General features: G+C 44.8%; 23 protein-coding genes. 12 read left to right on the forward strand and 11 right to left on the reverse strand.

The window, feature by feature from the left end; all coding sequences use genetic code 11:
• Positions 1-31: 31 nt before the first annotated feature.
• Positions 32-559, forward strand: a complete 528-nt coding sequence (gene rraA, locus HUO09_RS15000) for a ribonuclease E activity regulator RraA (protein WP_102953952.1) — start codon at positions 32-34, stop codon at positions 557-559.
• Between the two features lie 82 nt (positions 560-641).
• On the opposite strand, the gene HUO09_RS15005 is transcribed toward rraA, so the two are convergent.
• Both HUO09_RS15005 and tpiA read right to left on the reverse strand, forming a co-directional pair.
• A complete protein-coding gene (locus HUO09_RS15005) occupies positions 642-2,006 on the reverse strand; it encodes an MATE family efflux transporter (RefSeq protein WP_188234473.1) in 1,365 nt (454 codons plus the stop codon).
• Positions 2,007-2,141: 135 nt separating this feature from the next.
• Positions 2,142-2,912 carry a triose-phosphate isomerase gene (tpiA, locus tag HUO09_RS15010; protein ID WP_042484993.1) on the reverse strand — a complete coding sequence of 257 codons (771 nt, stop codon included), beginning with the start codon at positions 2,910-2,912 and terminating at the stop codon, positions 2,142-2,144.
• 250 nt (positions 2,913-3,162) lie between these two features.
• Here tpiA and HUO09_RS15015 point away from each other — a divergent pair, with 250 nt between their 5' ends.
• The gene (locus tag HUO09_RS15015) at positions 3,163-3,513 is read left to right on the forward strand and encodes a 5-carboxymethyl-2-hydroxymuconate Delta-isomerase (protein WP_167411168.1); all 351 of its coding nucleotides are present in this window, start codon (positions 3,163-3,165) and stop codon (positions 3,511-3,513) included.
• Between the two features lie 21 nt (positions 3,514-3,534).
• Positions 3,535-3,963 carry a DUF805 domain-containing protein gene (locus tag HUO09_RS15020; protein WP_167411167.1) on the forward strand — a complete coding sequence of 143 codons (429 nt, stop codon included), beginning with the start codon at positions 3,535-3,537 and terminating at the stop codon, positions 3,961-3,963.
• Positions 3,964-4,027: 64 nt separating this feature from the next.
• Here the strand turns inward: HUO09_RS15020 and HUO09_RS15025 are convergent, their stop codons facing one another.
• Together HUO09_RS15025 and HUO09_RS15030 are read right to left on the reverse strand one after the other, a co-directional pair.
• The gene (locus HUO09_RS15025) at positions 4,028-4,375 is read right to left on the reverse strand and encodes a DUF3135 domain-containing protein (RefSeq protein ID WP_167411166.1); all 348 of its coding nucleotides are present in this window, start codon (positions 4,373-4,375) and stop codon (positions 4,028-4,030) included.
• A 177-nt stretch (positions 4,376-4,552) separates the two neighbouring features.
• The gene (locus HUO09_RS15030; RefSeq protein ID WP_188234474.1) at positions 4,553-5,173 is read right to left on the reverse strand and encodes a metalloregulator ArsR/SmtB family transcription factor; all 621 of its coding nucleotides are present in this window, start codon (positions 5,171-5,173) and stop codon (positions 4,553-4,555) included.
• 340 nt (positions 5,174-5,513) lie between these two features.
• Here HUO09_RS15030 and HUO09_RS15035 point away from each other — a divergent pair, with 340 nt between their 5' ends.
• The 3 genes from HUO09_RS15035 to modF all read left to right on the forward strand — a co-directional run bounded on the left by HUO09_RS15035 (position 5,514) and on the right by modF (position 9,187).
• Positions 5,514-5,804 carry a co-chaperone GroES gene (locus HUO09_RS15035; RefSeq protein ID WP_167411164.1) on the forward strand — a complete coding sequence of 97 codons (291 nt, stop codon included), beginning with the start codon at positions 5,514-5,516 and terminating at the stop codon, positions 5,802-5,804.
• Positions 5,805-5,888: 84 nt separating this feature from the next.
• On the forward strand, positions 5,889-7,526 hold the full coding sequence (gene groL, locus HUO09_RS15040) for a chaperonin GroEL (RefSeq protein WP_188234475.1): 1,638 nt from the start codon (positions 5,889-5,891) through the stop codon (positions 7,524-7,526).
• Between the two features lie 212 nt (positions 7,527-7,738).
• Positions 7,739-9,187 (forward strand): molybdate ABC transporter ATP-binding protein ModF, encoded by a 1,449-nt coding sequence (gene modF / locus HUO09_RS15045; RefSeq protein ID WP_188234476.1) that lies wholly within the window; start codon positions 7,739-7,741, stop codon positions 9,185-9,187.
• Between the two features lie 18 nt (positions 9,188-9,205).
• Here the strand turns inward: modF and epmB are convergent, their stop codons facing one another.
• Positions 9,206-10,228 carry an EF-P beta-lysylation protein EpmB gene (epmB, locus tag HUO09_RS15050; RefSeq protein WP_188234477.1) on the reverse strand — a complete coding sequence of 341 codons (1,023 nt, stop codon included), beginning with the start codon at positions 10,226-10,228 and terminating at the stop codon, positions 9,206-9,208.
• 31 nt (positions 10,229-10,259) lie between these two features.
• Here epmB and efp point away from each other — a divergent pair, with 31 nt between their 5' ends.
• Complete coding sequence (gene efp, locus HUO09_RS15055) at positions 10,260-10,826, forward strand: elongation factor P (RefSeq protein WP_167411160.1); 567 nt, start codon at positions 10,260-10,262, stop codon at positions 10,824-10,826.
• A gap of 129 nt (positions 10,827-10,955) precedes the next feature.
• On the opposite strand, the gene frdD is transcribed toward efp, so the two are convergent.
• Genes frdD through frdA form a run of 4 tightly spaced genes read right to left on the reverse strand, consistent with a single transcriptional unit; the run spans position 10,956 to position 14,293 of the window.
• On the reverse strand, positions 10,956-11,324 hold the full coding sequence (gene frdD, locus HUO09_RS15060; protein ID WP_188234478.1) for a fumarate reductase subunit FrdD: 369 nt from the start codon (positions 11,322-11,324) through the stop codon (positions 10,956-10,958).
• A 10-nt stretch (positions 11,325-11,334) separates the two neighbouring features.
• Positions 11,335-11,718 carry a fumarate reductase subunit FrdC gene (gene frdC / locus HUO09_RS15065; RefSeq protein WP_188234479.1) on the reverse strand — a complete coding sequence of 128 codons (384 nt, stop codon included), beginning with the start codon at positions 11,716-11,718 and terminating at the stop codon, positions 11,335-11,337.
• Positions 11,719-11,720: 2 nt separating this feature from the next.
• Positions 11,721-12,479: a succinate dehydrogenase/fumarate reductase iron-sulfur subunit gene (locus HUO09_RS15070; protein WP_167411202.1), complete on the reverse strand. Its 759-nt coding sequence runs from the start codon at positions 12,477-12,479 to the stop codon at positions 11,721-11,723.
• On the reverse strand, positions 12,476-14,293 hold the full coding sequence (frdA, locus tag HUO09_RS15075; protein WP_167411157.1) for a fumarate reductase (quinol) flavoprotein subunit: 1,818 nt from the start codon (positions 14,291-14,293) through the stop codon (positions 12,476-12,478). The genes HUO09_RS15070 and frdA overlap by 4 nt, the downstream gene beginning before the upstream one ends.
• 306 nt (positions 14,294-14,599) lie before the next feature.
• On the opposite strand from frdA, the gene epmA reads away from it, so the two are divergent.
• The 5 genes from epmA (at position 14,600) to cysE (ending at position 18,935) form a co-directional block, all read left to right on the forward strand.
• Positions 14,600-15,574 carry an elongation factor P--(R)-beta-lysine ligase gene (gene epmA / locus HUO09_RS15080; RefSeq protein ID WP_188234480.1) on the forward strand — a complete coding sequence of 325 codons (975 nt, stop codon included), beginning with the start codon at positions 14,600-14,602 and terminating at the stop codon, positions 15,572-15,574.
• Positions 15,575-15,735: 161 nt separating this feature from the next.
• Positions 15,736-16,170 carry a rhodanese-like domain-containing protein gene (locus tag HUO09_RS15085; protein WP_167411155.1) on the forward strand — a complete coding sequence of 145 codons (435 nt, stop codon included), beginning with the start codon at positions 15,736-15,738 and terminating at the stop codon, positions 16,168-16,170.
• A gap of 163 nt (positions 16,171-16,333) precedes the next feature.
• Entirely contained in the window at positions 16,334-16,807 is a 474-nt protein-coding gene (gene secB, locus HUO09_RS15090; RefSeq protein WP_167411154.1) for a protein-export chaperone SecB, read from the forward strand.
• A 187-nt stretch (positions 16,808-16,994) separates the two neighbouring features.
• The gene (gpsA, locus tag HUO09_RS15095; RefSeq protein ID WP_167411153.1) at positions 16,995-18,029 is read left to right on the forward strand and encodes an NAD(P)H-dependent glycerol-3-phosphate dehydrogenase; all 1,035 of its coding nucleotides are present in this window, start codon (positions 16,995-16,997) and stop codon (positions 18,027-18,029) included.
• A gap of 84 nt (positions 18,030-18,113) precedes the next feature.
• Positions 18,114-18,935 carry a serine O-acetyltransferase gene (gene cysE, locus HUO09_RS15100; RefSeq protein WP_188234481.1) on the forward strand — a complete coding sequence of 274 codons (822 nt, stop codon included), beginning with the start codon at positions 18,114-18,116 and terminating at the stop codon, positions 18,933-18,935.
• A 91-nt stretch (positions 18,936-19,026) separates the two neighbouring features.
• Here cysE and HUO09_RS15105 read toward each other — a convergent pair whose 3' ends face one another.
• Both HUO09_RS15105 and ppc read right to left on the reverse strand, forming a co-directional pair.
• Positions 19,027-19,566: a PadR family transcriptional regulator gene (locus HUO09_RS15105; protein WP_167411151.1), complete on the reverse strand. Its 540-nt coding sequence runs from the start codon at positions 19,564-19,566 to the stop codon at positions 19,027-19,029.
• Between the two features lie 388 nt (positions 19,567-19,954).
• A complete protein-coding gene (ppc, locus tag HUO09_RS15110; protein ID WP_167411150.1) occupies positions 19,955-22,588 on the reverse strand; it encodes a phosphoenolpyruvate carboxylase in 2,634 nt (877 codons plus the stop codon).
• Positions 22,589-22,637 lie beyond the last annotated feature (49 nt).

Below are 22,637 nucleotides of genomic sequence, written 5' to 3' on the forward strand. Positions count from 1 at the left end.
TTGGAAGACTTTTCGTAAAGAGAGCAAGGCTATGGAATACAACACCTCTGCACTATGTGATATCTACATCGATCAAGTTGATGTGGTAGAACCTATGTTTAGTAACTTTGGTGGTCGTGCATCGTTTGCAGGCCAAATCACAACAGTGAAGTGTTTTGAAGACAATGGGCTGATTCGTGAAACGCTAGAGCAAGATGGCGTGGGACGTGTGCTGCTTATTGACGGTGGCGGTTCACTGCGTCGTGCTCTGATTGATGCTGAGTTAGCAGCGCTTGCGGAAGAAAATGAGTGGGAAGGTATCGTTGTTTACGGTTGCGTGCGCGAAGTGGACGAACTGGAAGACATGAGTATTGGTATTCAAGCGATGGCTGCCATTCCAGTTGGTGCAAACAGCCAAGGTATTGGTGAAGTGGATGTGCCGGTGAATTTCGGTGGCGTAACCTTCCTGCCTGAAGACTACCTGTATGCCGACAATACTGGCGTAATCCTGTCTCAAGAGCCACTGAACGTCGATCTTGATACTGAAGAAGACGTGATTGAAGAAGATGATATTTTGTAATCTTCAATGATAAAACAACAAAGCCGACGCCCTTGCGTCGGCTTTGTTGTTTTACCGCTGAGCTCAACGGCGATAAAAGATTTTAAGACGCTGAGTTTTCGCTTGGTGAAGCTTCAACACAATGGGTTTTTCTCAGCCAAAGCGCATAGAGATAACCCAGTAATCCACCTGCTATGTTCCCTGCTGCAATCCCGATAAATAGACCTTCAATGCCATAGATTTCAGAACCTATCCAAGCTACGGGAAGAGTGAAGACAAACAGACGCATAAAACTCCACTGGAAAGCTTTAATCGGTAGATGGAGCGCATTGAGGGCAGAGATAAGCATCATCACCACCCCTTGAAAGCCGTAACTGAAAGGTACCACGAGCAAATAGTGCCAAAGTAAATCTTGTACCGCCGCTTCTTGCGAGAACAATTTTGAAAGCGGAATGCTTAGCGGCACCATCATGACGAATATCATTAACTGGAAGATCAGGGAAAACCTCAAACTAATGAATAACCCTGCGAAACTTCGGGAGGGATTGTTGGCACCCAGGTTTTGCGCCATAAAAGGTGTCAGAGAAGAAGTCAGAGACATCAACACTAGAATTAAAATCGATTCTATTCTCTGTGCCGCACCGTAAGCCGCCACAGCAGCCGTACCATGGCTAGAGAGCATCATCATGAGTAACGCGCCGGATATTGGATTCATCGCTGTTGAAAGCGCAGCAGGCGTACCTATCTTCAGGATTTGATTCCAATCCTTATACAGACTCGGCAAATGCGGAACCGCAAGCAGTTTCACTCGCTTAATCAGTATATAGAAAGAGCAAATCAGAGCGCCCAGCCAAGAAAATGCACTTGAAATGGCTGCACCTTGGATTCCAAGTTCAGGAAACGGCCCATAGCCAAAAATAAGCATAGGGTCTAATACGCCGTTGATTATGCCTGCCAACATCATGATCTTCGCTGGTGTTTTGGTGTCTCCCGTTGCTCGAATCACGCTGTTTCCTGTCATAGGGACAACCAAGAGCGGGATCGTGAGATACCAGACCTGCATATATTGTTCGATAAGCGGGATAAGTTCTTGCTTTGCGCCGAGCAATAAGAACAGCGGTTTTATGGTGATAAAACCCATTGAAGAGGCGGCAATTACCAAAACGATAGCCAGCAGAATACCGTGACTGGAGAAGCGGGCAGCATTGCTTGCCGAGCCTTGACCGAGTAATCGCCCGATATTGGTTGATAAGCCAATGCCAATGCCCATCGTAATGCAGTTGACGACGAAGGTAACCGGAAAGGTATAACTGATCGCTGCGAGCGCTTCTGTACCCAGTAAAGAGATAAAAAAAGTATCGACGAGGTTGAACATCAGAATCGCGACTAAGCCGAATATCATCGGTACCGTCATTTGACGCAATACAGTGGGAATGGGCGCAGAAAGCAGGCCGTGTTTATCGTGCATAAAGACAACAGGTTGGCGATAAAGTAGTAGCTAGAATACTCTATCTTGACGTTATGGACTACCCAGTCTGGTTGGGTGTTTCAGGGATATGAAAAAGGCCAGCAATGCTGGCCTTAGATATTTTGGAAGCTTAGATTAAGCTTTTGCTGCCGCTGCTGCTTTAGCAATAGCCGCGAAGCTCTTAGCATCTAGAGATGCACCACCCACTAGAGCACCGTCGATGTCTGGTTGAGAGAAGTAAGCTTCAGCGTTTTCTGGTTTAACAGAACCGCCGTATTGGATGATTACTTGCTCAGCTACTGCTGCATCTTTCGCTGCGATTAGCGCGCGGATAGAAGCGTGGATGCGTTGTGCATCTTCTGCAGTTGCAGCTTTACCAGTACCGATAGCCCAGATTGGTTCGTAAGCGATGATAGCACCGTTTAGCGCTTCAACACCGTATGCATCGATAACAGCATTGATTTGACGAGCACATACCGCTTCAGTTTCGCCAGCTTCGTTTTGAGCTTCAGATTCACCGATACAGAAAACAGGTTTTAGGCCGTTCTCTTTTAGGAAAGCGAATTTCTTCGCGATAAACTCGTCAGATTCGTTGTGGTATTCACGACGCTCTGAGTGACCGATGATGATGTGAGTAGCACCGAAATCTTTTAGCATCGCTGGAGACATATCACCAGTGAAAGCACCGCTGTTGTTTAGGTCAGTGTTTTGTGCACCAAGAATGATTTTGTTGCCACCTTCAGCGATTAGACGCTCAGCTAGATCGATGTATAGCGCTGGTGGAGCGATTGCTACGTCAACACCTGTTACACCTTCAAGTTCAGCATTAAGGCCATTTAGCAGCTCAGTTACCATTGCTTTGCTGCCATTTAGTTTCCAGTTACCCATTACGACAGGACGACGCATAGAAAGATCTCCAATATCTAAAAAATGAAAGTCTATAAAAATATAAACGAAATGTGATTGCGACTGAATATAGCAGATAAAATTTAGCAAATCATGACTAGGGTCATGACTTTCTTGGATCTTGAGTACTGCTTAGACCTCATTCGCCGTGATCCCTCTGACATAATCGACCGTCTATACTCGGTTTTTATCCGTTACCTTGTTATTACTGAGTGTCAATTATAGTGGAAGATAAACAAAGGAAGTGACTATGCCCAATTTAGTGCTGGAATACTCCAACTCTGCTGAAGAGCGAATCAATGTTCAGGGATTACTCGAAGATTTACATCAAGTAGCGTTAAACAGCGGACTTTTCGAAACAAGCTCAGTAAAATCTCGTACCTTACGCTGCCATCACTGGCTGGTTGGTGATGTCGCGGATAGCGAAGACTTTATCCATGTTCAATTTGAGTTGTTGGAGGGAAGAACTCCGGTGCAAAAACGAGAATTATCTCAACAACTCATGGATGTGCTGGTATCTCAGGCGAGTCATATCTACAGTTTGACAGTAGATATTCGTGATATGGATAAAGACTGCTTTATGAAAGTCATTAATGGATAAAAGTTAATACGGATAACACTGATGCCAATAACCACTTTACTCTTTTCTTTCCAAGGCCGAATAGGACGTCAGACTTATTGGATTTGGAACTGTTGCTACTATGCCATGATCCTTGGCTTTGTTGTCGGTGTGAATCGGCTATTTCCTGGATTTGCTTCGCTTATTTTGCCCGTTTTTTTACTGCTGATATTGATTCCTGATTTAGCAATCACCGCTAAACGATGGCATGACAGAGACAAAAACAGTTGGTGGTTACTGCTGAATATACCTTTGGTTATTGGGCGTATGAGTGTGCCAGTTGGCGAGAATGCTCTGACTGCGAATGAACCCATGCTGTATGAAACCATTATCTCTATCGCCGCTTTGGTTTGTGGGTGCTGGATTTTGATTGAGTGTGGTTTTATGAAAGGTACTCATGGTGACAACCGATTCGGCAAAGAGCCAGTTTAATTACATCTGGAATTAACAACAAAAGGGAGCATAGGCTCCCTTTTGTGTTCTTTACGTTTATTTCTTAGCGCCATTCATCGTCATTGTTGCGTCTGAAAGGAATAACAACGGCTTGTTGTTGAGAAACTTCGCCTTCTAAGGCATCACGGAATTTCTCCATTTGAATGGTCATTTCCCGCATCAAAATGACGTTAATGTGATTGGGGTTTTTACACTGGCTTACAACTAAATCAATGTGACTTTGTTGTGCTCTTAATCTTTGTTGCATATTCAGTGAAGCTGACGAAATCATTTCTTCACACATTTGGCGTTTGAATTGAGAGAAAGCCTCCGGATTTTGCTTTGCCAATGCAACGAGTTCGTCAAATGGAGGAAGTTCTTGTTGATATGGTTGCGACTGAGGTTGGGGCATAAAAGGCTCCTCTTCGATTTCCACCTCATTGAATCGCTGTGATGGATCGTATGAAGGCGGAGAGAACAAATTAGTGATGAATTAATCAACACTATAAGCTTAAGCGAGGATTTTTAGCGAGGTGCGGGGAAAATCCCAATTCTCGAATTTAAGACAAATTGACGAACGCGAAGCCATTTAAGCGACTTTGGTGATGAGATAAGTACAACGGCGTTGACCTTGGATAATGTGCTCTTGGCGATCGACTTGATAGTCTTGTCCTAACAAGTGCTGAAATACATTGAGTTCTGATTGACACAGGTTAGGGCAGCGAGTTGCCGCTTTGCAGATAGGACAGTGGTTTTCAATCAGGATAAAACCTTGCTCTGTTGCTTCTAGCTCCGCCATGTAACCTTCTCGCTCGCGTAAGGTGACTAAAGCATTCAGTTTTTCTTCGATATCCGAGAGATCAGCCAGTGCTTTTTTATATGTCGATAAGGTTTGAGCTTCTCGTTCAGCGGCCACTTTGGCGAGCCCTTCTTTGCCAAAGATATGCTCTACCGCATCCATTACTTGGATAGTGAGTTCACTGTGCCTGTCGGCGAATTGATCATGTCCTTGTTTGGTTAATGACCAGTGTCGAGTAGGGCGACCGACTTTGACTTTCACATCATGAAACGACAAGATTCCGTCTTCCTCCAAACTTTGCAGATGTTGGCGAGCGCCCATTGTGGTAATGGAAAGATCATCAGCAAGTTGTTTGGCAGTAACAGCACCTTCGCGTTTGATGGTGTGCAAAATCCTATCGATAGTTTTCATTATTTCCCTCTCTAGACACTGCTTATTATGAATTCAGTTCTTAATAAAGCAAATTATTTACTATGCCCTCGAATTCTGATGATTGGGTTGGTCATTGCTCTTCGGCTATTTTCATCTGCCGGTTTTTTTGGGGGGAATCTTTTTATCGGGTGGTAGCTCTGAGGTTAATTAGAGTACTTCTCCATTGAATCGTTAATTTCGTCACATTTTTTTCGCGTTTGCCCCTTGGGATATCATTGAGTATCCCCCACATATCATTCACAAGCTGTTTGGGTCTGGTGACCCATTTATTAATCAGTGTTTATTAACCAAATGGAAATCTAATCAGGAGAGACGACCGATGAATATTCGTCCATTACATGATCGAGTTATCGTTGAACGCCAAGAAGTTGAATCTAAGTCTGCTGGTGGCATTGTTCTTACTGGTTCTGCTGCGGAAAAATCAACGCGCGGTAAAGTGCTTGCTGTCGGTAAAGGCCGCATTCTAGAAAACGGTACAGTTCTTCCACTGGACGTAAAAGTTGGCGATTCTGTGATTTTTGCTGAAGGCTACGGCACAAAATCAGAAAAGATCGACGGCAAAGAAGTTCTTATTCTGTCTGAAAGCGACATTCTAGCAATCGTTGAGTAATTGCTCTGAGCTCTTATGTTCTGAAAGAACTAAAAGTTCGCTCTATCATTTATCAATAAACGAATTCTTAAGAGGAAATACAACATGGCTGCTAAAGACGTAAAGTTTGGCAATGACGCACGTGTAAAAATGCTAGAAGGTGTAAACATTCTAGCGGACGCGGTAAAAGTAACTCTTGGCCCTAAAGGTCGTAACGTAGTTCTAGACAAATCTTTCGGTGCACCAACTATCACTAAAGATGGTGTATCTGTTGCTCGTGAAATTGAATTGGAAGACAAATTCCAAAACATGGGCGCACAAATGGTTAAAGAAGTTGCATCTCAAGCAAACGATGCAGCGGGTGACGGTACAACAACAGCGACTGTACTAGCGCAATCTATCGTAAACGAAGGTCTTAAAGCGGTTGCTGCGGGTATGAACCCAATGGATCTTAAGCGCGGTATCGATAAAGCAGTAATTGCAGCCGTTGAACAACTTAAAGCGCTATCTGTACCGTGTGCAGATACTAAAGCGATTGCTCAAGTTGGTACTATTTCAGCGAACTCTGATTTAAGTGTGGGTAACATCATTGCAGAAGCAATGGAAAAAGTAGGCCGCGACGGTGTTATCACTGTTGAAGAAGGTCAAGCTCTTCAAGACGAACTAGACGTTGTTGAAGGTATGCAATTTGACCGTGGTTACCTATCTCCATACTTCATCAACAACCAAGAAGCGGGTAGCGTAGATCTAGACAACCCATTCATCCTATTGGTTGATAAAAAAGTTTCAAACATCCGTGAACTACTTCCTGTTCTTGAAGGTGTAGCAAAAGCTTCTCGCCCATTACTTATCATCGCAGAAGATGTTGAAGGTGAAGCACTAGCAACGCTAGTTGTGAACAACATGCGTGGTATCGTGAAAGTAGCAGCGGTTAAAGCACCTGGTTTTGGTGACCGTCGTAAAGCTATGCTTCAAGACATCGCTATCCTAACTGGCGGTACAGTGATTTCTGAAGAGATCGGTCTTGAGCTAGAAAAAGCAGCACTAGAAGATCTAGGTCAAGCTAAGCGCGTGACTATCACGAAAGAAAACACAACTATCATCGACGGTGCTGGCGAAGAAGACGCGATCAAAGGTCGTGTATCTCAAATTCGTCAACAAATCGAAGAAGCAACTTCAGACTACGACAAAGAGAAACTACAAGAACGCGTTGCTAAGCTAGCAGGCGGTGTTGCAGTTATCAAAGTTGGCGCAGCAACTGAAGTAGAGATGAAAGAGAAGAAAGACCGCGTAGAAGACGCTCTACACGCGACTCGCGCAGCGGTTGAAGAAGGTGTTGTAGCTGGTGGTGGTGTTGCACTTATCCGCGCAGCTTCAATGCTAACAGAGCTTACTGGTGACAACGAAGAGCAAAACGTCGGTATCCGCGTTGCACTTCGTGCTATGGAATCGCCAATTCGTCAAATCGTTAAGAACGCTGGTGAAGAAGAATCTGTGGTTGCTAACAACGTTAAAGCTGGTGAAGGTAACTACGGTTACAACGCGGCGACAGGCGTTTACGGCGATATGATTGAAATGGGTATCCTTGATCCAACTAAAGTGACTCGTAGCGCACTACAGTTCGCAGCATCGGTTGCAGGTCTAATGATCACAACCGAAGCTATGGTTACAGACCTTCCTAAACAAGATGCACCAGCAATGCCTGATATGGGCGGCATGGGCGGTATGGGCGGTATGATGTAATCTACCCTTATGCTGACGAGACCTCATAGTTAGGTCGAGCATAAACATCTTAAAGGCAGAACGTGTTTACATATTCTGCCTTTTTTATTGGACTAAATTCATTCAATGGTCGCTTTGGTTCTTCTATTTTAATTAACTCAGACTTTCGGATAGCTAGAAATTAGCCGCTAAGTTATGCACTATGAAGATTGGTTTTCCATGGAAGGTGACTAATGCAAATTCAGCAGCTTAAACATCAAACAGAATCGGTATCTTTGGTTATAGATAACTGGCAGTTACAAGCCGGAGAGCACTGGGGGATGTTTTCAACCCATAGCCATGCGGCATCGCTACTGGTGCGAGTGCTGACTGGCGAGTTGCAGCCTCAGCAAGGTGAGGTCTCTGATCTTCCCGATAAAATTGCCTGTGTCTCTTTGCATGAACAGCAGCGCTTGCTGGATTTAGAGTTGGAAAAAGATGACACCGATTTTATGGATCGCATTGACTACGGTTCAACGGTGGAAGATCTGGTGGCAGAAACGGGTTGTACTGGTGATGAACTCGAGTCGCTATTAGCGACAACGGATTTGTTAGCCATTAGAACTCGTGGGTTTCGTCAGCTTTCCACAGGTGAAACACGCCGAGTGATGCTTGCTCGTGCGCTTGCGTTAAAACCACAGATGATGATCTTGGATGAGCCTTATTCCGGCTTAGACATTGCGCACCGTCAACATCTCTCTGAACTGTTACAGCAGTGTGCAAACCATATTCAACTGGTTATCATCACATCCCGTGAAGACGAGTTACCATCATTTATCACGCATGTGGCCTTATTTGATGAGCATAAACTAGCTCAAACATTAAGCCGTGAAGAGTGGCTGAACCACCCTGTAATGGCGCAGATGCTGGCGTTATCTGAGCAAAAAAGCGATGCGATGTTCGAGCTTTTGCAAACACACCAGTCGCAACATCAATATCCCAATCCATTAGTGACAATGAATGATGTCACGGTGGAGTACGTGGATGCCAAAATTTTTTCCGGTGTGAACTGGCAGATTGAGCAAGGGCAACATTGGCAAGTACGAGGCCCTAATGGTTGTGGTAAAAGCACATTGCTCGGACTCATTCTTGGCGATCATCCCCAGTGTTACAGTAATGACGTGACTGTGTTGGGCATGAAACGAGGCAGCGGTGAAACTATCTGGGATGTGAAACGCCATATCGGCGTGGTTTCCTCGGCTTTGCATCTTCAATATCGAGTTAATTGCACCGCTCTCGAAGTTTTGATTTCCGGATTCTACGACTCAATTGGTCTTTATCAGCAGCCGAGCAAGAAAGAGATTCTCTATGCTCGCGAGTGGTTGCAGCTGTTAGAAATGAGCCAGTTTGAAAAAGTGGGTTTTCGAAATCTGGATTACGGACAGCAGCGACTACTGTTAATTGGTCGAGCCTTAATTAAGCAGCCCGCACTGATGATTTTGGATGAACCTTATCAAGGGTTGGATTTCCTCAACCGCAAGTTAGTGTTCAGAGCGCTAAATCGGATAGCTTCTGCAAATATCAGCCAATTGCTCTATGTGACTCACCATGAAGAAGACGCTTTAGATGCGATTCATCACTTTGTGGATTTTGTGGCTCAAGAACAGAGTGAGGGGTATCGGGTAAACATTTATTCCAATTAGGGGCTTAGACCCTAATTGCTATTCCAGATGTAAATCGAGCGGTGTTTTGCTGCTTCTTCCACCTATTTCTCGGGTGAGTTTTGGTACTAAATAACCAGAGACACGTTCAATAACGCCAGCCATGATGGCTTTCGCAGTTTGATCGTCAATAAAGAAGTGAGCCGCGCCCTGCACTTTATCCAACACATGGATGTAGTAAGGCAATATACCCGCATCAAACAGGCTTTCACTCAGATCCACCTGAGCTTCAACCGAGTCGTTCACCCCTTTTAGCATCACTCCCTGATTGAGGAGGGTCACGTTAATGGCACGCAGGCGAGCCATTTGCTGCTTTAACTCAAGGTTGATTTCATTAGCATGATTGATATGAGTGACAAGTATTACCTGCAAGCGGGTCTGTGCCAGTGTGTTTACCAGCTCTTCGGTAATACGCGCAGGGATAACCACAGGCAAGCGAGAATGAATACGCAGGCGCTTGATGTGAGAGATCGCTGCGATCTTATCGATCAGCCAAGTGAGCTCGTGATCTTTTGCCATCAACGGATCACCGCCAGAGAGAATCACTTCATTCAGTTCAGGATGCTTGGCTATGTAATCCAAGCTTTGCTGCCAAACCGATTTGGTGCCTTTGTTGTCTTCGTAAGGGAAATGACGACGGAAACAGTAACGACAGTTAATCGCACAGCCGCCTTTCACGATCATTAGCGCGCGGTTTCGGTATTTATGCAGTAGTCCCGGGATGTCATTGTTCTGCTCTGAAAGAGGGTCGTTTGAATAACCTTGGTGTACTTCAAACTCTTCGCTCAATGGTAAAACTTGGCGCAACAATGGATCGTACGGGTTGCCTTTTTCCATTCTACTGACGAAACTTTGCGGTACGCGTTGAGCAAATAGCTTGCGTGCGGCGAAGCCTTCTTGCCAAGGCGTGGGATCAATACCCAGCTGATTGAGCAAAGTAACGGGATCTGAGACAGTATTTGCTAGTTGTTTGATCCAGTTTTGCTCAACAGAATCGACTTTTCGGGTTATTATGTGCGGCATTGATTTTAACTCGAAGAATGTAAGAGGAAATATGGCTACTGTTAGCACGAATGAATTTAAAGGCGGTCTTAAAATTATGCTTGATAATGAGCCTTGTGTCATTCTCGAAAACGAGTATGTAAAACCAGGCAAAGGTCAGGCTTTCAACCGTGTAAAAATCCGTAAACTGCTTTCTGGCAAAGTTCTAGAGAAGACGTTTAAGTCTGGTGACTCTGTTGAAGTAGCTGATGTTATGGATATCGACTTAGATTATCTATATACAGATGGTGAATTCTACCACTTTATGAACAATGAAACGTTTGAACAGATTGCCGCAGATGTTGCAGCTGTGGGTGACAACGCTAAGTGGTTGGTAGAAAACAATACTTGTACTCTAACACTTTGGAACGGTAACCCAATTTCTGTTACTCCACCAAACTTCGTTGAGTTAGAAGTGACTGAAACAGACCCTGGTCTGAAAGGCGATACTCAAGGCACTGGCGGTAAACCAGCAACGCTAGCAACTGGTGCTGTTGTACGTGTACCTCTATTCATCCAAATCGGTGAAGTCGTGAAAGTGGATACTCGTAGTGGCGAATACGTAAGCCGCGTAAAATAAGTATTGCTTTAGTTTGTACTGGAATTTCTCGTACAACTTATTGAATACAAAAAAAGACCAGCTGAGATAGCTGGTCTTTTTGTATCTGTAGAACAGGCTATTGGTTTCAATAAGCCTGTTGTATTTCCATTAGAGCATTAGCATTCCAATAAATACGACTGCAAGCAGTGTGATAAATCCGGCAAATGCATAACAGGCGATTTTTCCGATGATACCTGTGTGGAATTTTAGGTCGTGCATACCGTGGTGAACACGGTGCATCGCATGCCACATTGGTAGAGCTAGAGTACCAATGATGAACAGTGCGCCAATAATACTGGTCGCAAAGCCTGTGACACGTTCATAGCTCAATGCTTCAGCATCAATAATGCCTAGCGGGACCAAGATACCTAATACGAACACAGTGACTGGGGTAATCATGGCAAACCAAGTACCGCCAGCACCAAACAGCCCCCACCATACAGGTTCATCTGAACGTTTTGGATTGGTATTAATCACAATAAGCTCCTTACACCACAATCAGAACAATGAGAGAGATGAAGGCAACTGCGGCCCACTGACTCAATACGATGATTTTCTTATCCAGTAATTTGCCTTTGATGCGAATTGGCATCACTTGCGGCATCATGCTGAAAAAGGTTTGCGCATGAAATAGGCTACCTGCCAGCGCAACAATATTGATTGCGATAACGACAGGATTTGCCATAAATGCAAGCCAAGTATTCCAAGCTTCAGGGCCTTTAACCAATGCACCCAAACCTACGGTCAGGAACAGGGTGAAAAGAATAAGCGGCAAAACAGTTGCTTCACGTACCATGTAAAAGCGATAGAAAGGATGATCCTTCCACCAAGTACGTTTCATCTGACGAACATAAGGTTTACGGTTACTCATCCTTAGCCCTCCACTTTGTTTGTTGAACCGTCAGGTTTCAACATTGCAATTACGAAGTCCATTGACGATTCCACTTTACCTTGGTTTACCGCCGCTGCTGGGTCGACATGTTTAGGACATACTTCAGAGCAGTAACCGACAAAAGTACAACCCCATGCTCCATTCTCACCATTGATAAGCTTCATACGTTCAGCTTTACCATTGTCACGAGAATCTAGGTTATAACGATGAGCCAATGTCAGTGCAGCAGGACCGATAAATTCTGGGTTAAGACCAAACTGAGGGCACGCTGCATAACACAGACCACAGTTAATACAGCCAGCGAACTGTTTGTATTTTGCCATCTGCTCAGGTGTTTGGTTGTTTGGACCATCTTCAGGTGTACGGTCATTACCGATAATGTAAGGCTTGATCGCTTCTAGACGTTCGATAAATGGAGTCATATCGACAATCAAATCTTTTTCAATCGGGAAGTTCGCTAGCGGCTCTATCTTTAAGCCATTCGGGTAATCACGAAGGAAGCTCTTACACGCCAGTTTTGGTACGCCGTTGACCATAACGCCACATGAACCACAAATTGCCATACGGCAAGACCAGCGGTATGAAAGCTCTTTATCTAAGTTGTCTTTCACATAACCGATGGCATCCAGTACTGACATGGTTTCGTCAAAAGGCACTTCAAATTTTTGTAGATAAGGTTCGGTATCTTTCGCTGGGTCGTAGCGTAAGATCTCTACTTTTTGAATACGATTTGCCATTATTCTTGATCCTCCGCACTTGCACCTGCTTCTTGCGCCGCTTCTGCTGCTGCGGCTTTTTCTGCAGCTTCACCGTAGAGTCGTGCTTTAGGTTGAGACTTAGTGATGGTGACAGGGCTGTAATCAATCTTCGGCGCATCGCCATTTTGATAGAACGCAAGTGAGTGTTTTAGGAAGTTCTCATCATCACGCTCGGTACAACCGTTATCTAAACGCTGGTGGGCACCACGAGATTCTTTACGTAGTAGAGCAGAGTGAACCATTGCTTCTGCTACTTCTAGACCGTAGCCAACTTCAATCGCATAAAGCAGGTCAGTGTTGAACACCTTACCTTTATCTTTGATGCTGATTTTCTTGTAGCGCTCTTTAAGCTCGGCAAGTTTATCAATGGTTTCTTGCATCAAGTCTTCTTGACGGTAGATACCACAACCCGCTTCCATGGTATGACCCATTTCAGTACGGATATCTGCCCAGTTTTCATCGCCTTCTTGGTTTAGCAGTGCTTGAATACGAGCTTCAACCGCTTTCACCTGTTCTTCGATAGCTTTATCGTTCCAGCCTTTGAATTCTTGCGCGCGTTTCACGGCGTGTTCACCCGCAACGCGACCAAATACCACGAATTCTGCCAGTGAGTTAGAACCCAGACGGTTTGCACCGTGAAGACCCACAGATGCACACTCACCCACGGCAAACAGACCGTTAACGCGAGTCTCACATTGGCCGTTGGTTTCAATACCACCCATGGTGTAGTGCACGGTTGGGCGAATTGGAATTGGCTCTTTTGCTGGGTCTACGTTTACATAGGCTTTTGCCAGTTCACAAATGAACGGTAGGCGCTCTTGCAAATACTCTTCGCCTAAATGGCGCAGGTCGAGATGCACTACATCACCAAGTGGGTGCTTGATGGTGTTGCCTTTTTGCTGTTCGTGCCAGAATGCTTGTGAAACTTTGTCGCGAGGACCCAGTTCCATGTATTTGTTTTTCGGCTGACCCACAGGTGTTTCAGGACCCATGCCGTAATCTTGCAGGTAACGGTAGCCATTCTTATTGACGATAATACCGCCTTCACCACGACAACCTTCGGTCATGAGAATACCAGTACCCGGTAGACCTGTTGGGTGGTATTGAACGAACTCCATGTCACGTAGAGGCACACCGTGGCGATATGCCATTGCCATACCGTCGCCAGTTACAATGCCACCGTTAGTATTACAGTGATAAACACGGCCAGCGCCACCCGTTGCTAATACAACCGATTTTGCTTTGATAAGAACTAATTCACCTTCAGACATGTGAATAGCAACAAGCCCTTGAACTTCACCATCAACAACCAAAAGGTCGACAACAAAATACTCATCAAATCGTTTGATTTGAGGATACTTAATGGAAGTTTGGAAGAGTGTATGCAGCATGTGGAAGCCAGTTTTGTCCGCCGCAAACCAAGTACGCTCGACTTTCATACCACCAAAACGACGAACGTTGACTTCGCCATTTTCTTTACGGCTCCATGGGCAGCCCCATTGCTCCATTTGAATCATTTCACGAGTGGAATTTTTTACAAAATATTCCACAACATCCTGTTCACATAGCCAGTCGCCGCCACCAACGGTGTCGTTGAAGTGGTTATCTAGACTGTCTTCTTCCTTGATAACTGCAGCGGAACCGCCTTCTGCGGCTACCGTATGAGAACGCATCGGATAAACTTTAGATATCAAGGCAACTTCTAGGTTTGGGTTCGCTTCAGCTGCTGCAATTGCAGTACGAAGACCCGCACCACCTGCGCCGATGACTGCGATATCTGTGGTAATTGTCTGCACAGTTATCCTCCAGTGTATTGTATGTTGATGATGAGCTATGGTGCTCATTCCTCGTTATATTAGGGGGTTGTTCGGTGAACGCTGAAGGTTTGCAGTGTCTCCGATTCAAACCAAGTCCACTTATAAAGTGGTAGACCCAGTTTAGGAGAGGTCAGGGACGAAAAAATTGATTCTGTTGGGTTTTTGCTTCGGTAGTGCAAGCATAAGCATAAAAATTTTATCTTGTGTGATTAGAATCACGTTTGGGTTTTGTATTTTGATCTGAAAAGGTAAAATCGATTCAACCTTGATTATGTGAATGACTAAATGAACAAGTCAGATTGGATGCCAACCGCATCAATAGAGCAACTTCAACAACGTGCACAACTCTTAGCGTCAATTCGTGATTTCTTTGCACAGAGAGATGTTCTGGAAGTTGACACTCCAGCAATGAGCCACGCTACGGTGACGGATATCCACTTACATACCTTTCAAACAGAATTTGTCGGTCCTGAGTATGCAAAAGGCCGTCGTCTGCATCTGATGACGAGTCCGGAATTTCATATGAAGCGGTTACTGGCAGCAGGTAGTGGCTCCATTTATCAAATTAATAAAGCGTTCCGTAATGAAGAGAATGGGCGTTATCACAACCCAGAGTTCACTATGCTGGAGTGGTACCGTGTTGGCTTTGACCATCATGATTTGATGGATGAAATGGACGACCTGTTGCAACGGGTACTCAAAGTGGGTGCCGCAGAGCGTATGACATACCAAAATGCATTTTTAACGGTGCTGAAGGTTTGTCCGCTTGAAGGTTCTATGACAGAACTAAAGAAAGTGGCGGGGCAGTTAGGGTTAAGTGATATCGCTGAACCCGAGGAAGACAGAGATACGTTGTTGCAGCTTCTGTTTAGCATTGGAGTTGAACCGCACATCGGGCAACAAGTACCAGTGTTTGTTTACGACTTCCCAGCATCTCAAGCGGCATTAGCGAAAATCAGTCCCCAAGATCCTAGAGTGGCTGATCGTTTTGAAGTCTATTTTAAAGGGATTGAACTGGCGAACGGTTTCCATGAACTGGATAACCCGCAAGAACAGTTGGCGCGTTTTGAGCAAGATAACCGTAAGCGTATACAGATGGGATTAGAGGAACAACCTATCGATTATCACCTGATAGCGGCTTTAGAAGCGGGGTTGCCAGAATGTGCGGGTGTTGCTTTAGGCATTGATCGTTTGATTATGCTGGCGTTGGGTGAAGACCATATTGATAAAGTGACGGCATTTCCTTTCCCACGAGCGTAGTTTGCTTCACATTGCCTTAAATGTGGGGAAAGAAGCTGAAACCATGACACAAGCCAAGGATTATCCGTGGTAACTACTCGCGTCAGGCGTTTAACCTCGTTATACTCCTTGTCTGATTTTGATCCACCATTTTTTGATATACAACGGTAAGAGCGCAGGACATGCAAGAATACATTCAGTTTTTCCAACAAAATATGATCCTATCACTAGCTTGGGTCGGTATTTTAGTTGCGTTGATTTTAAATATTTATAAATCTGCAACAGCTACATATAAAGAGGTCACCGCACCGCAAGTGACTCAGCTTTTAAACCGCGAGAATGGTGTTGTCGTTGATATTCGCGCGAAAGATGAATTCAAACGTGGTCACATTACTGACTCAGTTCACATTTTACCTACTGATATCAAAGCCAATAACCTAGCGGCGCTTGAAAGTCATAAATCTGACCCAATCATTGTGGTATGTAAGATGGGGCAAACGGCTCGTGAGAGTGCAGATTTACTTACTAAAGCTGGTTTTGAGAACGTAAGTGTTCTTAAAAACGGTATTACAGGCTGGATTGATGCAAAACTTCCGCTTGTTCGTGGTAAGAAATAACGCCCATAACCGATTTGAAGTGCTGTCTAAAAAGGCAGCATTTGATTGAAAGAGATGTGATGTTTTCCACGGATTGGTGTCTCAGCCTCGTGATTCAGAACGTTCTCGGTTAGTCTCAAGGTATCAACCTTGACCGGAATTTATCAGTATTAAGGACTCAAAAATGGCTGAAGCAGCAACACAAGACGTACAACAGAACTTCGCAATTCAACGTATTTTCCTAAAAGATGTTTCTTTCGAAGCGCCAAACTCTCCAGTAATGTTCCAAAAAGAGTGGAATCCAGATGTAAAATTGGACTTAGACACTCAAAGCCGTGAACTGGGTGAAGGCGTTTACGAAGTTGTTCTACGTTTAACAGTAACGGTTAAGAATGATGAAGAAACAGCGTTCCTGTGTGAAGTTCAACAAGGTGGTATTTTCACTGTTGAGAATATGGATGCAGGCCAGCTTGCACATTGTCTAGGTGCATTCTGCCCGAATATCCTATTCCCATATGCTCGTGAAACTATCTCTAGCCTAGTGGTTAAAGGTACTTTCCCACAACTGAACCTAGCACCAGTTAACTTTGATGCATTGTTCATGAACTACCTGCAACAGCAAGCTGCTGGTCAAGGTACAGAAAGCGCTGAAGCTTAAGGCAATAGCGGTTTAAATATGTAGCCATTCGTGGCAATGAATGCACAGCGTACTTGATGAGTACGATGTGCATTTTTATTTTGACCCAAGCTTAGTCAAATCATTAGCCCGATCCTAAGTAGGATTGGCATATTGAGCTTTGGGTATAAAATTAGTGTTAACAAACGATTATTCATCGGGCGGAACAATGACAGACGCACAAGTAAATAATGCTTACGGTAAAACGGTATCCATGACAGTTATTGGTGCCGGCTCTTACGGAACCTCTCTGGCAATTTCATTAGCACGTAATGGCGCTAACATTGTTCTTTGGGGACATGAAGAAGAGCACATGGCTAAATTGCAGGCTGATCGCGCTAACCAAGCGTTTTTACCGGGTATTGATTTCCCTGACTCTTTGATTGTTGAATCTGATTTGAAAAAAGCAGTGGAAGCGTGTCGTGATCTGCTGGTGGTTGTTCCGAGCCATGTGTTTGGTATCGTACTGAAAAGTTTAAAACCGTATTTGCGTCCTGACACTCGATTGTGTTGGGCAACTAAGGGATTGGAACCCCAAACAGGCAGACTTTTGCAAGATGTCGCTCATGATGTGATTGGTGATAACCATTCATTAGCTGTGTTATCTGGACCAACGTTTGCCAAAGAGCTAGCAATGGGAATGCCTACAGCCATTTCAGTAGCGTCCCCAGACTCACAATTTGTGAAAGACCTGCAAGAAAAAATCCACTGTAGTAAAACTTTCCGAGTCTATGCAAACAGCGACTTCATTGGTATGCAGCTTGGTGGTGCAGTCAAGAACGTTATCGCGATCGGTGCGGGTATGTCGGATGGTATTGGCTTTGGTGCCAATGCTCGTACAGCATTAATTACTCGTGGTCTTGCTGAAATGACTCGACTAGGTATTGCTTTAGGCGCTGAAGCAGAAACCTTTATGGGGATGGCTGGTTTAGGTGACTTAGTGTTGACCTGTACTGACAACCAGTCTCGAAATCGTCGCTTTGGTTTAGCGTTGGGTCAAGGCAAAGATGTCGATACTGCTCAGGTGGAAATCGGCCAAGTCGTTGAAGGTTATCGAAATACTCAAGAAGTGTGGGCGCTTGCTCAGCGTATGGGGATTGAAATGCCTATAGTTGAACAAATTTATCAAGTATTGTATCAAGGAAAGGATGCACGCTTAGCCGCTCAAGACTTGCTTGCGCGAGATAAAAAAGCGGAACGTTAACCTTGTATCGTAGGTCAGGATCTCACTCGCTATTACTATAAATACAGACCTGACTTTGAATGAACGTCCGGGACACATAAACCAATGAAATTGTGCGAAAAAGAAAAAGTTTGGCAGACCATCGTTAAGGAAGCTCGCGAACAGTCTGAACAAGAGCCAATGCTCGCCAGCTTTTATCATGCAACCATCATTAAGCATGATAGCTTGGCTTCGGCTTTGAGCTATATTCTTGCAAACAAATTAAATACTGCTTCAATGCCAGCCATGGCAGTGCGTGAAGTGGTTGAAGAAGCTTTTGCCGCAGATCCGAGTATTACTGAATCCGCGGCCTGCGATATTTGTGCGACCGTTAATCGTGACCCAGCGGTTTCTATGTATTCAATGCCACTGCTTTACCTCAAGGGTTATCATGCTTTGCAAGGATACCGAGTTGCCAATTGGCTTTGGAAACAGGGACGCGTTGCATTGGCTACCTATCTGCAAAACCAGATTTCTGTTGCTTGCCAAGTGGATATCCACCCAGCAGCACGTATTGGTCGAGGTATCATGCTTGACCACGCAACAGGGATTGTCATTGGTGAAACGGCGGTAGTTGAAAATGACGTTTCCATTCTTCAAGACGTGACCCTTGGTGGTACTGGTAAAGAGTGCGGTGACCGTCATCCGAAAATCCGTGAAGGTGTGATGATTGGAGCGGGTGCGAAAATTCTGGGTAATATTGAAGTGGGCGAGGGTGCGAAAATTGGTTCGTGCTCAGTGGTACTTCAGGCCGTTCCTCCACACACGACGGTTGCTGGTGTTCCTGCTCGAATTGTCGGTCGGCCTAAGTCGGAGAAACCGTCTTTCGATATGGATCAGCAATTTAATGGTCGAGTACAGACATTTACCGGTGGGGATGGCATATAGCCTACTGTACAAAACAAAAGAATAAAAAAGGGATAATGCACGGCATTATCCCTTTTCTTTATCTTATCAGAGTGAGTATGACGTCGGCGTATTAGCCAATAGCGTCAAGCTCAGCCATTACTTCTTCAGCCCACTCAATCCAAGTTTGACGAAGAAGTAGATTACGACGCAGTGTTAAACGCTCTAAACGTTGTTGCTTGTCTAATACCGCAGGTGTTGCGTAGTAGGCAGCTTCGATTTCCTGATAGTGCGCAACAAGCTTGCGAGATTCTTCAACCAGTTCACCTAGTTGAGTTCTAAAAGGTGCTGACGGTTGAACAGAGCAAGCAATAAGCTTAGCGCTAAATTCATCTCGTACAGTTGGGTGAGCTGTTGGTTGCTCAAACCATTCGCCCAATGCACTACGGCCAGACTCTGTAATTGAATAGACTTTTCTATCTGGTTTACCTTCTTGCGGCTCCAAAACACAAGTAACCAAACCTTGTTGGCCCATTTTGTTTAGTTCGCGGTAAACTTGTTGATGACTGGCTTTCCAGAAGTAACCAATACTTGCTGAAAATTCTTTTGTGATGTCGTATCCCGTCGCATCACGTGTGCTTAGAACAGTGAGAATTACGTGTGGTAATGACATGTCTTTTTATCCAAAGTGGTTAAGTAAGTTTTAAAATTGCTTAACTATCATTTGTGCTTCTGTTGGCACGTTTTTTTAACTTAAATAGTTAAAAAACTGAATGGTTAGAAAACTTAAGCAAATTCAGCACAAGTGTGCTGTTCATGTCACCTTTAAAGCCGTTTATCACCTAGAGGTAGTTATGCGTATGCATACCTCGCTACGATCTCTTTTTATTAGTGTTGGTATCGCAGAGGTGCAGTAGTATATCTAAATAATAAGCATAAAGTAGAATACAAGGACGATTTGACCCAAAAAACTGATATTATTCTCAATAAAATCTTCAAGCAAAATAAAAGGCCGCAAAGCTGCGACCTTTTGGTTTTTATGCAAAATAATGTGCTGTCAATTAGCCTGTATTGCGCATACCTGCGGCGATGCCAGCAATAGTTACCATCAATGCTTCTTCCAATTCTGTCGTTGGAGTTTCCGTTTGACGAGTTCTGTACAGCAGTTCTGCTTGTAACATGTTCAATGGTTCTACATAGATACTGCGCAGACGAATGGATTCCTGCCCCCAAGGATCACTTTGCATCAGGTTCTCGTTGTTCTCTACATTTAGCACCGTTTTGATGTCTTTTTGTAGCTGTTCACGCAGACGCTGACCGAGTGGGCGGAGCTTCTCGTCAACTAGGCGATCATCGTAGTAACGCGCCAAATCAACGCTACATTTGCTGTACACCATTTCAAGCATACCAAGGCGAGTTGAGAAGAATGGCCATTCACGACACATTTCTTCGAGCAGGGCTTGGTGACCTTTATCAATCGAGAACTGAATCGCCTCACCAGCCCCTAACCATGCAGGAAGCATTAAACGGTTTTGACTCCAAGAGAAGATCCAAGGAATTGCACGTAAGCTCTCTACGCCACCATTCGGGTTACGTTTGGCTGGACGAGAACCTAGAGGCAATTTTCCTAGCTCTAGTTCAGGTGTTGCTTGGCGGAAGTAAGGAACAAAATCAGGTTCCCCGCGAACAACTTGACGATAAGCCTCACAAGACACTTCAGAAAGCGCATCCATCAAGTCACGCCAATCTTGTTTTGGCTCTGGTGGTGGCAATAGATTTGCTTCAAGGATGGCACTTGCGTACATGTTGAAGCTGTTCACGGCAATTTCTGGTAAACCAAGTTTAAAGCGAATCATCTCACCTTGCTCGGTTACACGCAGACCACCTTTAAGGCTCTTCGGCGGTTGAGAAAGCAGTGCCGCGTGTGCTGGCGCACCACCACGGCCGACTGTACCGCCACGGCCATGGAATAGAGTCAGTTCAATACCTTCTTGGTCACACACTTTCACCAGTGAATCCATTGCACGGTATTGCGCCCAGCCAGCAGACATTACGCCCGCATCTTTCGCTGAATCTGAATAACCGATCATCACCATTTGGTGGTTTTGGATGAAGCCACGGTATAGGTCGATGCTCATCAATTGCTTGATAACGTCTTCAGCGTTGTTCAAGTCTTCCAATGTTTCGAACAGCGGGCATACGTCCATACGGTAAGGACAGCCGGCTTCTTGAAGCAATAGGTGCACGGCAAGTACATCTGAAGCAGTTCGAGCCATAGAGATGACATAAGCACCAAACGCTGCGCGTGGTTGTGCAGCAATGATCTTACAGGTATCAAGAACTTCTTGAACTTGTTCAGAAGGCTGCCAATCACGAGGAAGAAGAGGGCGCTTAGAGCTTAATTCATTGGTTAAGAATGAAACCTTGTCTTGTTCGCTCCAGTGATTGTAATCACCGATGCCTAAGTAACGAGTCAGCTCAGACAGAACATCCGCATGGCGAGTACTTTCCTGACGGATATCAAGACGAACCAAATGAACACCAAATGCTTTGATACGACGTAAAGTGTCTAGTAGTGAACCGTCAGCGATGGCACCCATGCCGCACTCATGCAGAGACTTATAACACGCGTAAAGTGGGTCCCAAAGCTGGCTGATGTCTTGAAGTGGTGCTTTCTTAGGCAGTTTCTCACCGTGTACTTTTGCATCCAGAACTTCGAGAGTTTCTTGGAGCAGTGAGCGTAAGCCTTTTAGAATGGCACGATACGGTTCATGTTCATTTTCACCCGCAAGTTGGCGTAGCTCATCACTGCATTTGGTCATCGAGAGTTCGCTAACCAGTTCATTGATGTCGCCTAGGTAAAGGTCAGCGGCTTTCCAACGAGAAAGTAGCAACACTTCACGAGTAATGGTGTGAGTCACAAATGGGTTACCATCTCGGTCACCACCCATCCAAGATGAGAAATGAACAGGACGAGCGTCTAGTGGTAGACCTTCGCCCAAGTACTCTTTTGCACGTTCATTGAGGTCACGTAGGAACTCAGGCACGGCTTGCCATAGAGAGTTTTCTACAACAGCGAAGCCCCATTTGGCTTCATCTAATGGTGTTGGACGTTGTTGACGAATGACATCTGAATGCCAGCTTTGAGCAATTAATTGCTCTAGACGGCGTTCAGTTTTACGACGTTCTTTAGAAGAGAGTTCAGTTAACTCGAGTCTAGACAGACACTCGTTTATTTTTACCAACTTGTTGATCATGGTACGACGAGTGATCTCTGTCGGGTGAGCGGTCAATACCAGCTCAATGTTGAGTTCGCGCAGTGCCTGTGCGGTATCGAGTTTACTAATAGAATTTTGGCTGAGTTTTGAAAACAGAGCATGGATTGCATCTGGTTCACACACGTTCTCTTCACAATGACGTGAAATGGTGTGGTATTGCTCAGCGATATTGGTCAAATTCAAAAATTGGTTAAAAGCACGAGCCACTGGGGTTAATTGCTCGTTGGGAAGGCTTTTTATCTCTTCAATCAGTAGATTCCGATCCGCTTGATTACCTGCCATGGCAGATTTTGAAAGCTTACGGATGGTTTCTACTTTCTCTAAAATAACGTCGCCATCTGCATCTTGAATGGTTTTACCCAATAGATGCCCGAGCATGCTCACGTTACTTTTGAGTGCAGAGTATTGTTCGTTCATTGTCATCCTGCCTTGTAAAAAAATTACATCCTGTGTCCTTGTTAGAGAG

The organism is Vibrio sp. Y2-5, assembly GCF_014596725.1.
Taxonomy (GTDB): Bacteria; Pseudomonadota; Gammaproteobacteria; order Enterobacterales; family Vibrionaceae; genus Vibrio.

Excerpts from the sequence above, each read along its gene's own strand:
- rraA (WP_102953952.1), top strand. The coding sequence starts at position 32 with ATGGAATACAACACCTCTGCACTATGTGATATCTACATCGATCAAGTT.
- HUO09_RS15005 (WP_188234473.1), bottom strand. The coding sequence starts at position 2,006 with ATGCACGATAAACACGGCCTGCTTTCTGCGCCCATTCCCACTGTATTG.
- tpiA (WP_042484993.1), bottom strand. The coding sequence starts at position 2,912 with ATGCGTCGTCCTGTCGTAATGGGTAACTGGAAACTAAATGGCAGCAAA.
- HUO09_RS15015 (WP_167411168.1), top strand. The coding sequence starts at position 3,163 with ATGCCCAATTTAGTGCTGGAATACTCCAACTCTGCTGAAGAGCGAATC.
- HUO09_RS15020 (WP_167411167.1), top strand. The coding sequence starts at position 3,535 with ATGCCAATAACCACTTTACTCTTTTCTTTCCAAGGCCGAATAGGACGT.
- HUO09_RS15025 (WP_167411166.1), bottom strand. The coding sequence starts at position 4,375 with ATGCCCCAACCTCAGTCGCAACCATATCAACAAGAACTTCCTCCATTT.
- HUO09_RS15030 (WP_188234474.1), bottom strand. The coding sequence starts at position 5,173 with ATGAAAACTATCGATAGGATTTTGCACACCATCAAACGCGAAGGTGCT.
- HUO09_RS15035 (WP_167411164.1), top strand. The coding sequence starts at position 5,514 with ATGAATATTCGTCCATTACATGATCGAGTTATCGTTGAACGCCAAGAA.
- groL (WP_188234475.1), top strand. The coding sequence starts at position 5,889 with ATGGCTGCTAAAGACGTAAAGTTTGGCAATGACGCACGTGTAAAAATG.
- modF (WP_188234476.1), top strand. The coding sequence starts at position 7,739 with ATGCAAATTCAGCAGCTTAAACATCAAACAGAATCGGTATCTTTGGTT.
- epmB (WP_188234477.1), bottom strand. The coding sequence starts at position 10,228 with ATGCCGCACATAATAACCCGAAAAGTCGATTCTGTTGAGCAAAACTGG.
- efp (WP_167411160.1), top strand. The coding sequence starts at position 10,260 with ATGGCTACTGTTAGCACGAATGAATTTAAAGGCGGTCTTAAAATTATG.
- frdC (WP_188234479.1), bottom strand. The coding sequence starts at position 11,718 with ATGAGTAACCGTAAACCTTATGTTCGTCAGATGAAACGTACTTGGTGG.
- epmA (WP_188234480.1), top strand. The coding sequence starts at position 14,600 with ATGAACAAGTCAGATTGGATGCCAACCGCATCAATAGAGCAACTTCAA.
- HUO09_RS15085 (WP_167411155.1), top strand. The coding sequence starts at position 15,736 with ATGCAAGAATACATTCAGTTTTTCCAACAAAATATGATCCTATCACTA.
- secB (WP_167411154.1), top strand. The coding sequence starts at position 16,334 with ATGGCTGAAGCAGCAACACAAGACGTACAACAGAACTTCGCAATTCAA.
- gpsA (WP_167411153.1), top strand. The coding sequence starts at position 16,995 with ATGACAGACGCACAAGTAAATAATGCTTACGGTAAAACGGTATCCATG.
- cysE (WP_188234481.1), top strand. The coding sequence starts at position 18,114 with ATGAAATTGTGCGAAAAAGAAAAAGTTTGGCAGACCATCGTTAAGGAA.
- HUO09_RS15105 (WP_167411151.1), bottom strand. The coding sequence starts at position 19,566 with ATGTCATTACCACACGTAATTCTCACTGTTCTAAGCACACGTGATGCG.
- ppc (WP_167411150.1), bottom strand. The coding sequence starts at position 22,588 with ATGAACGAACAATACTCTGCACTCAAAAGTAACGTGAGCATGCTCGGG.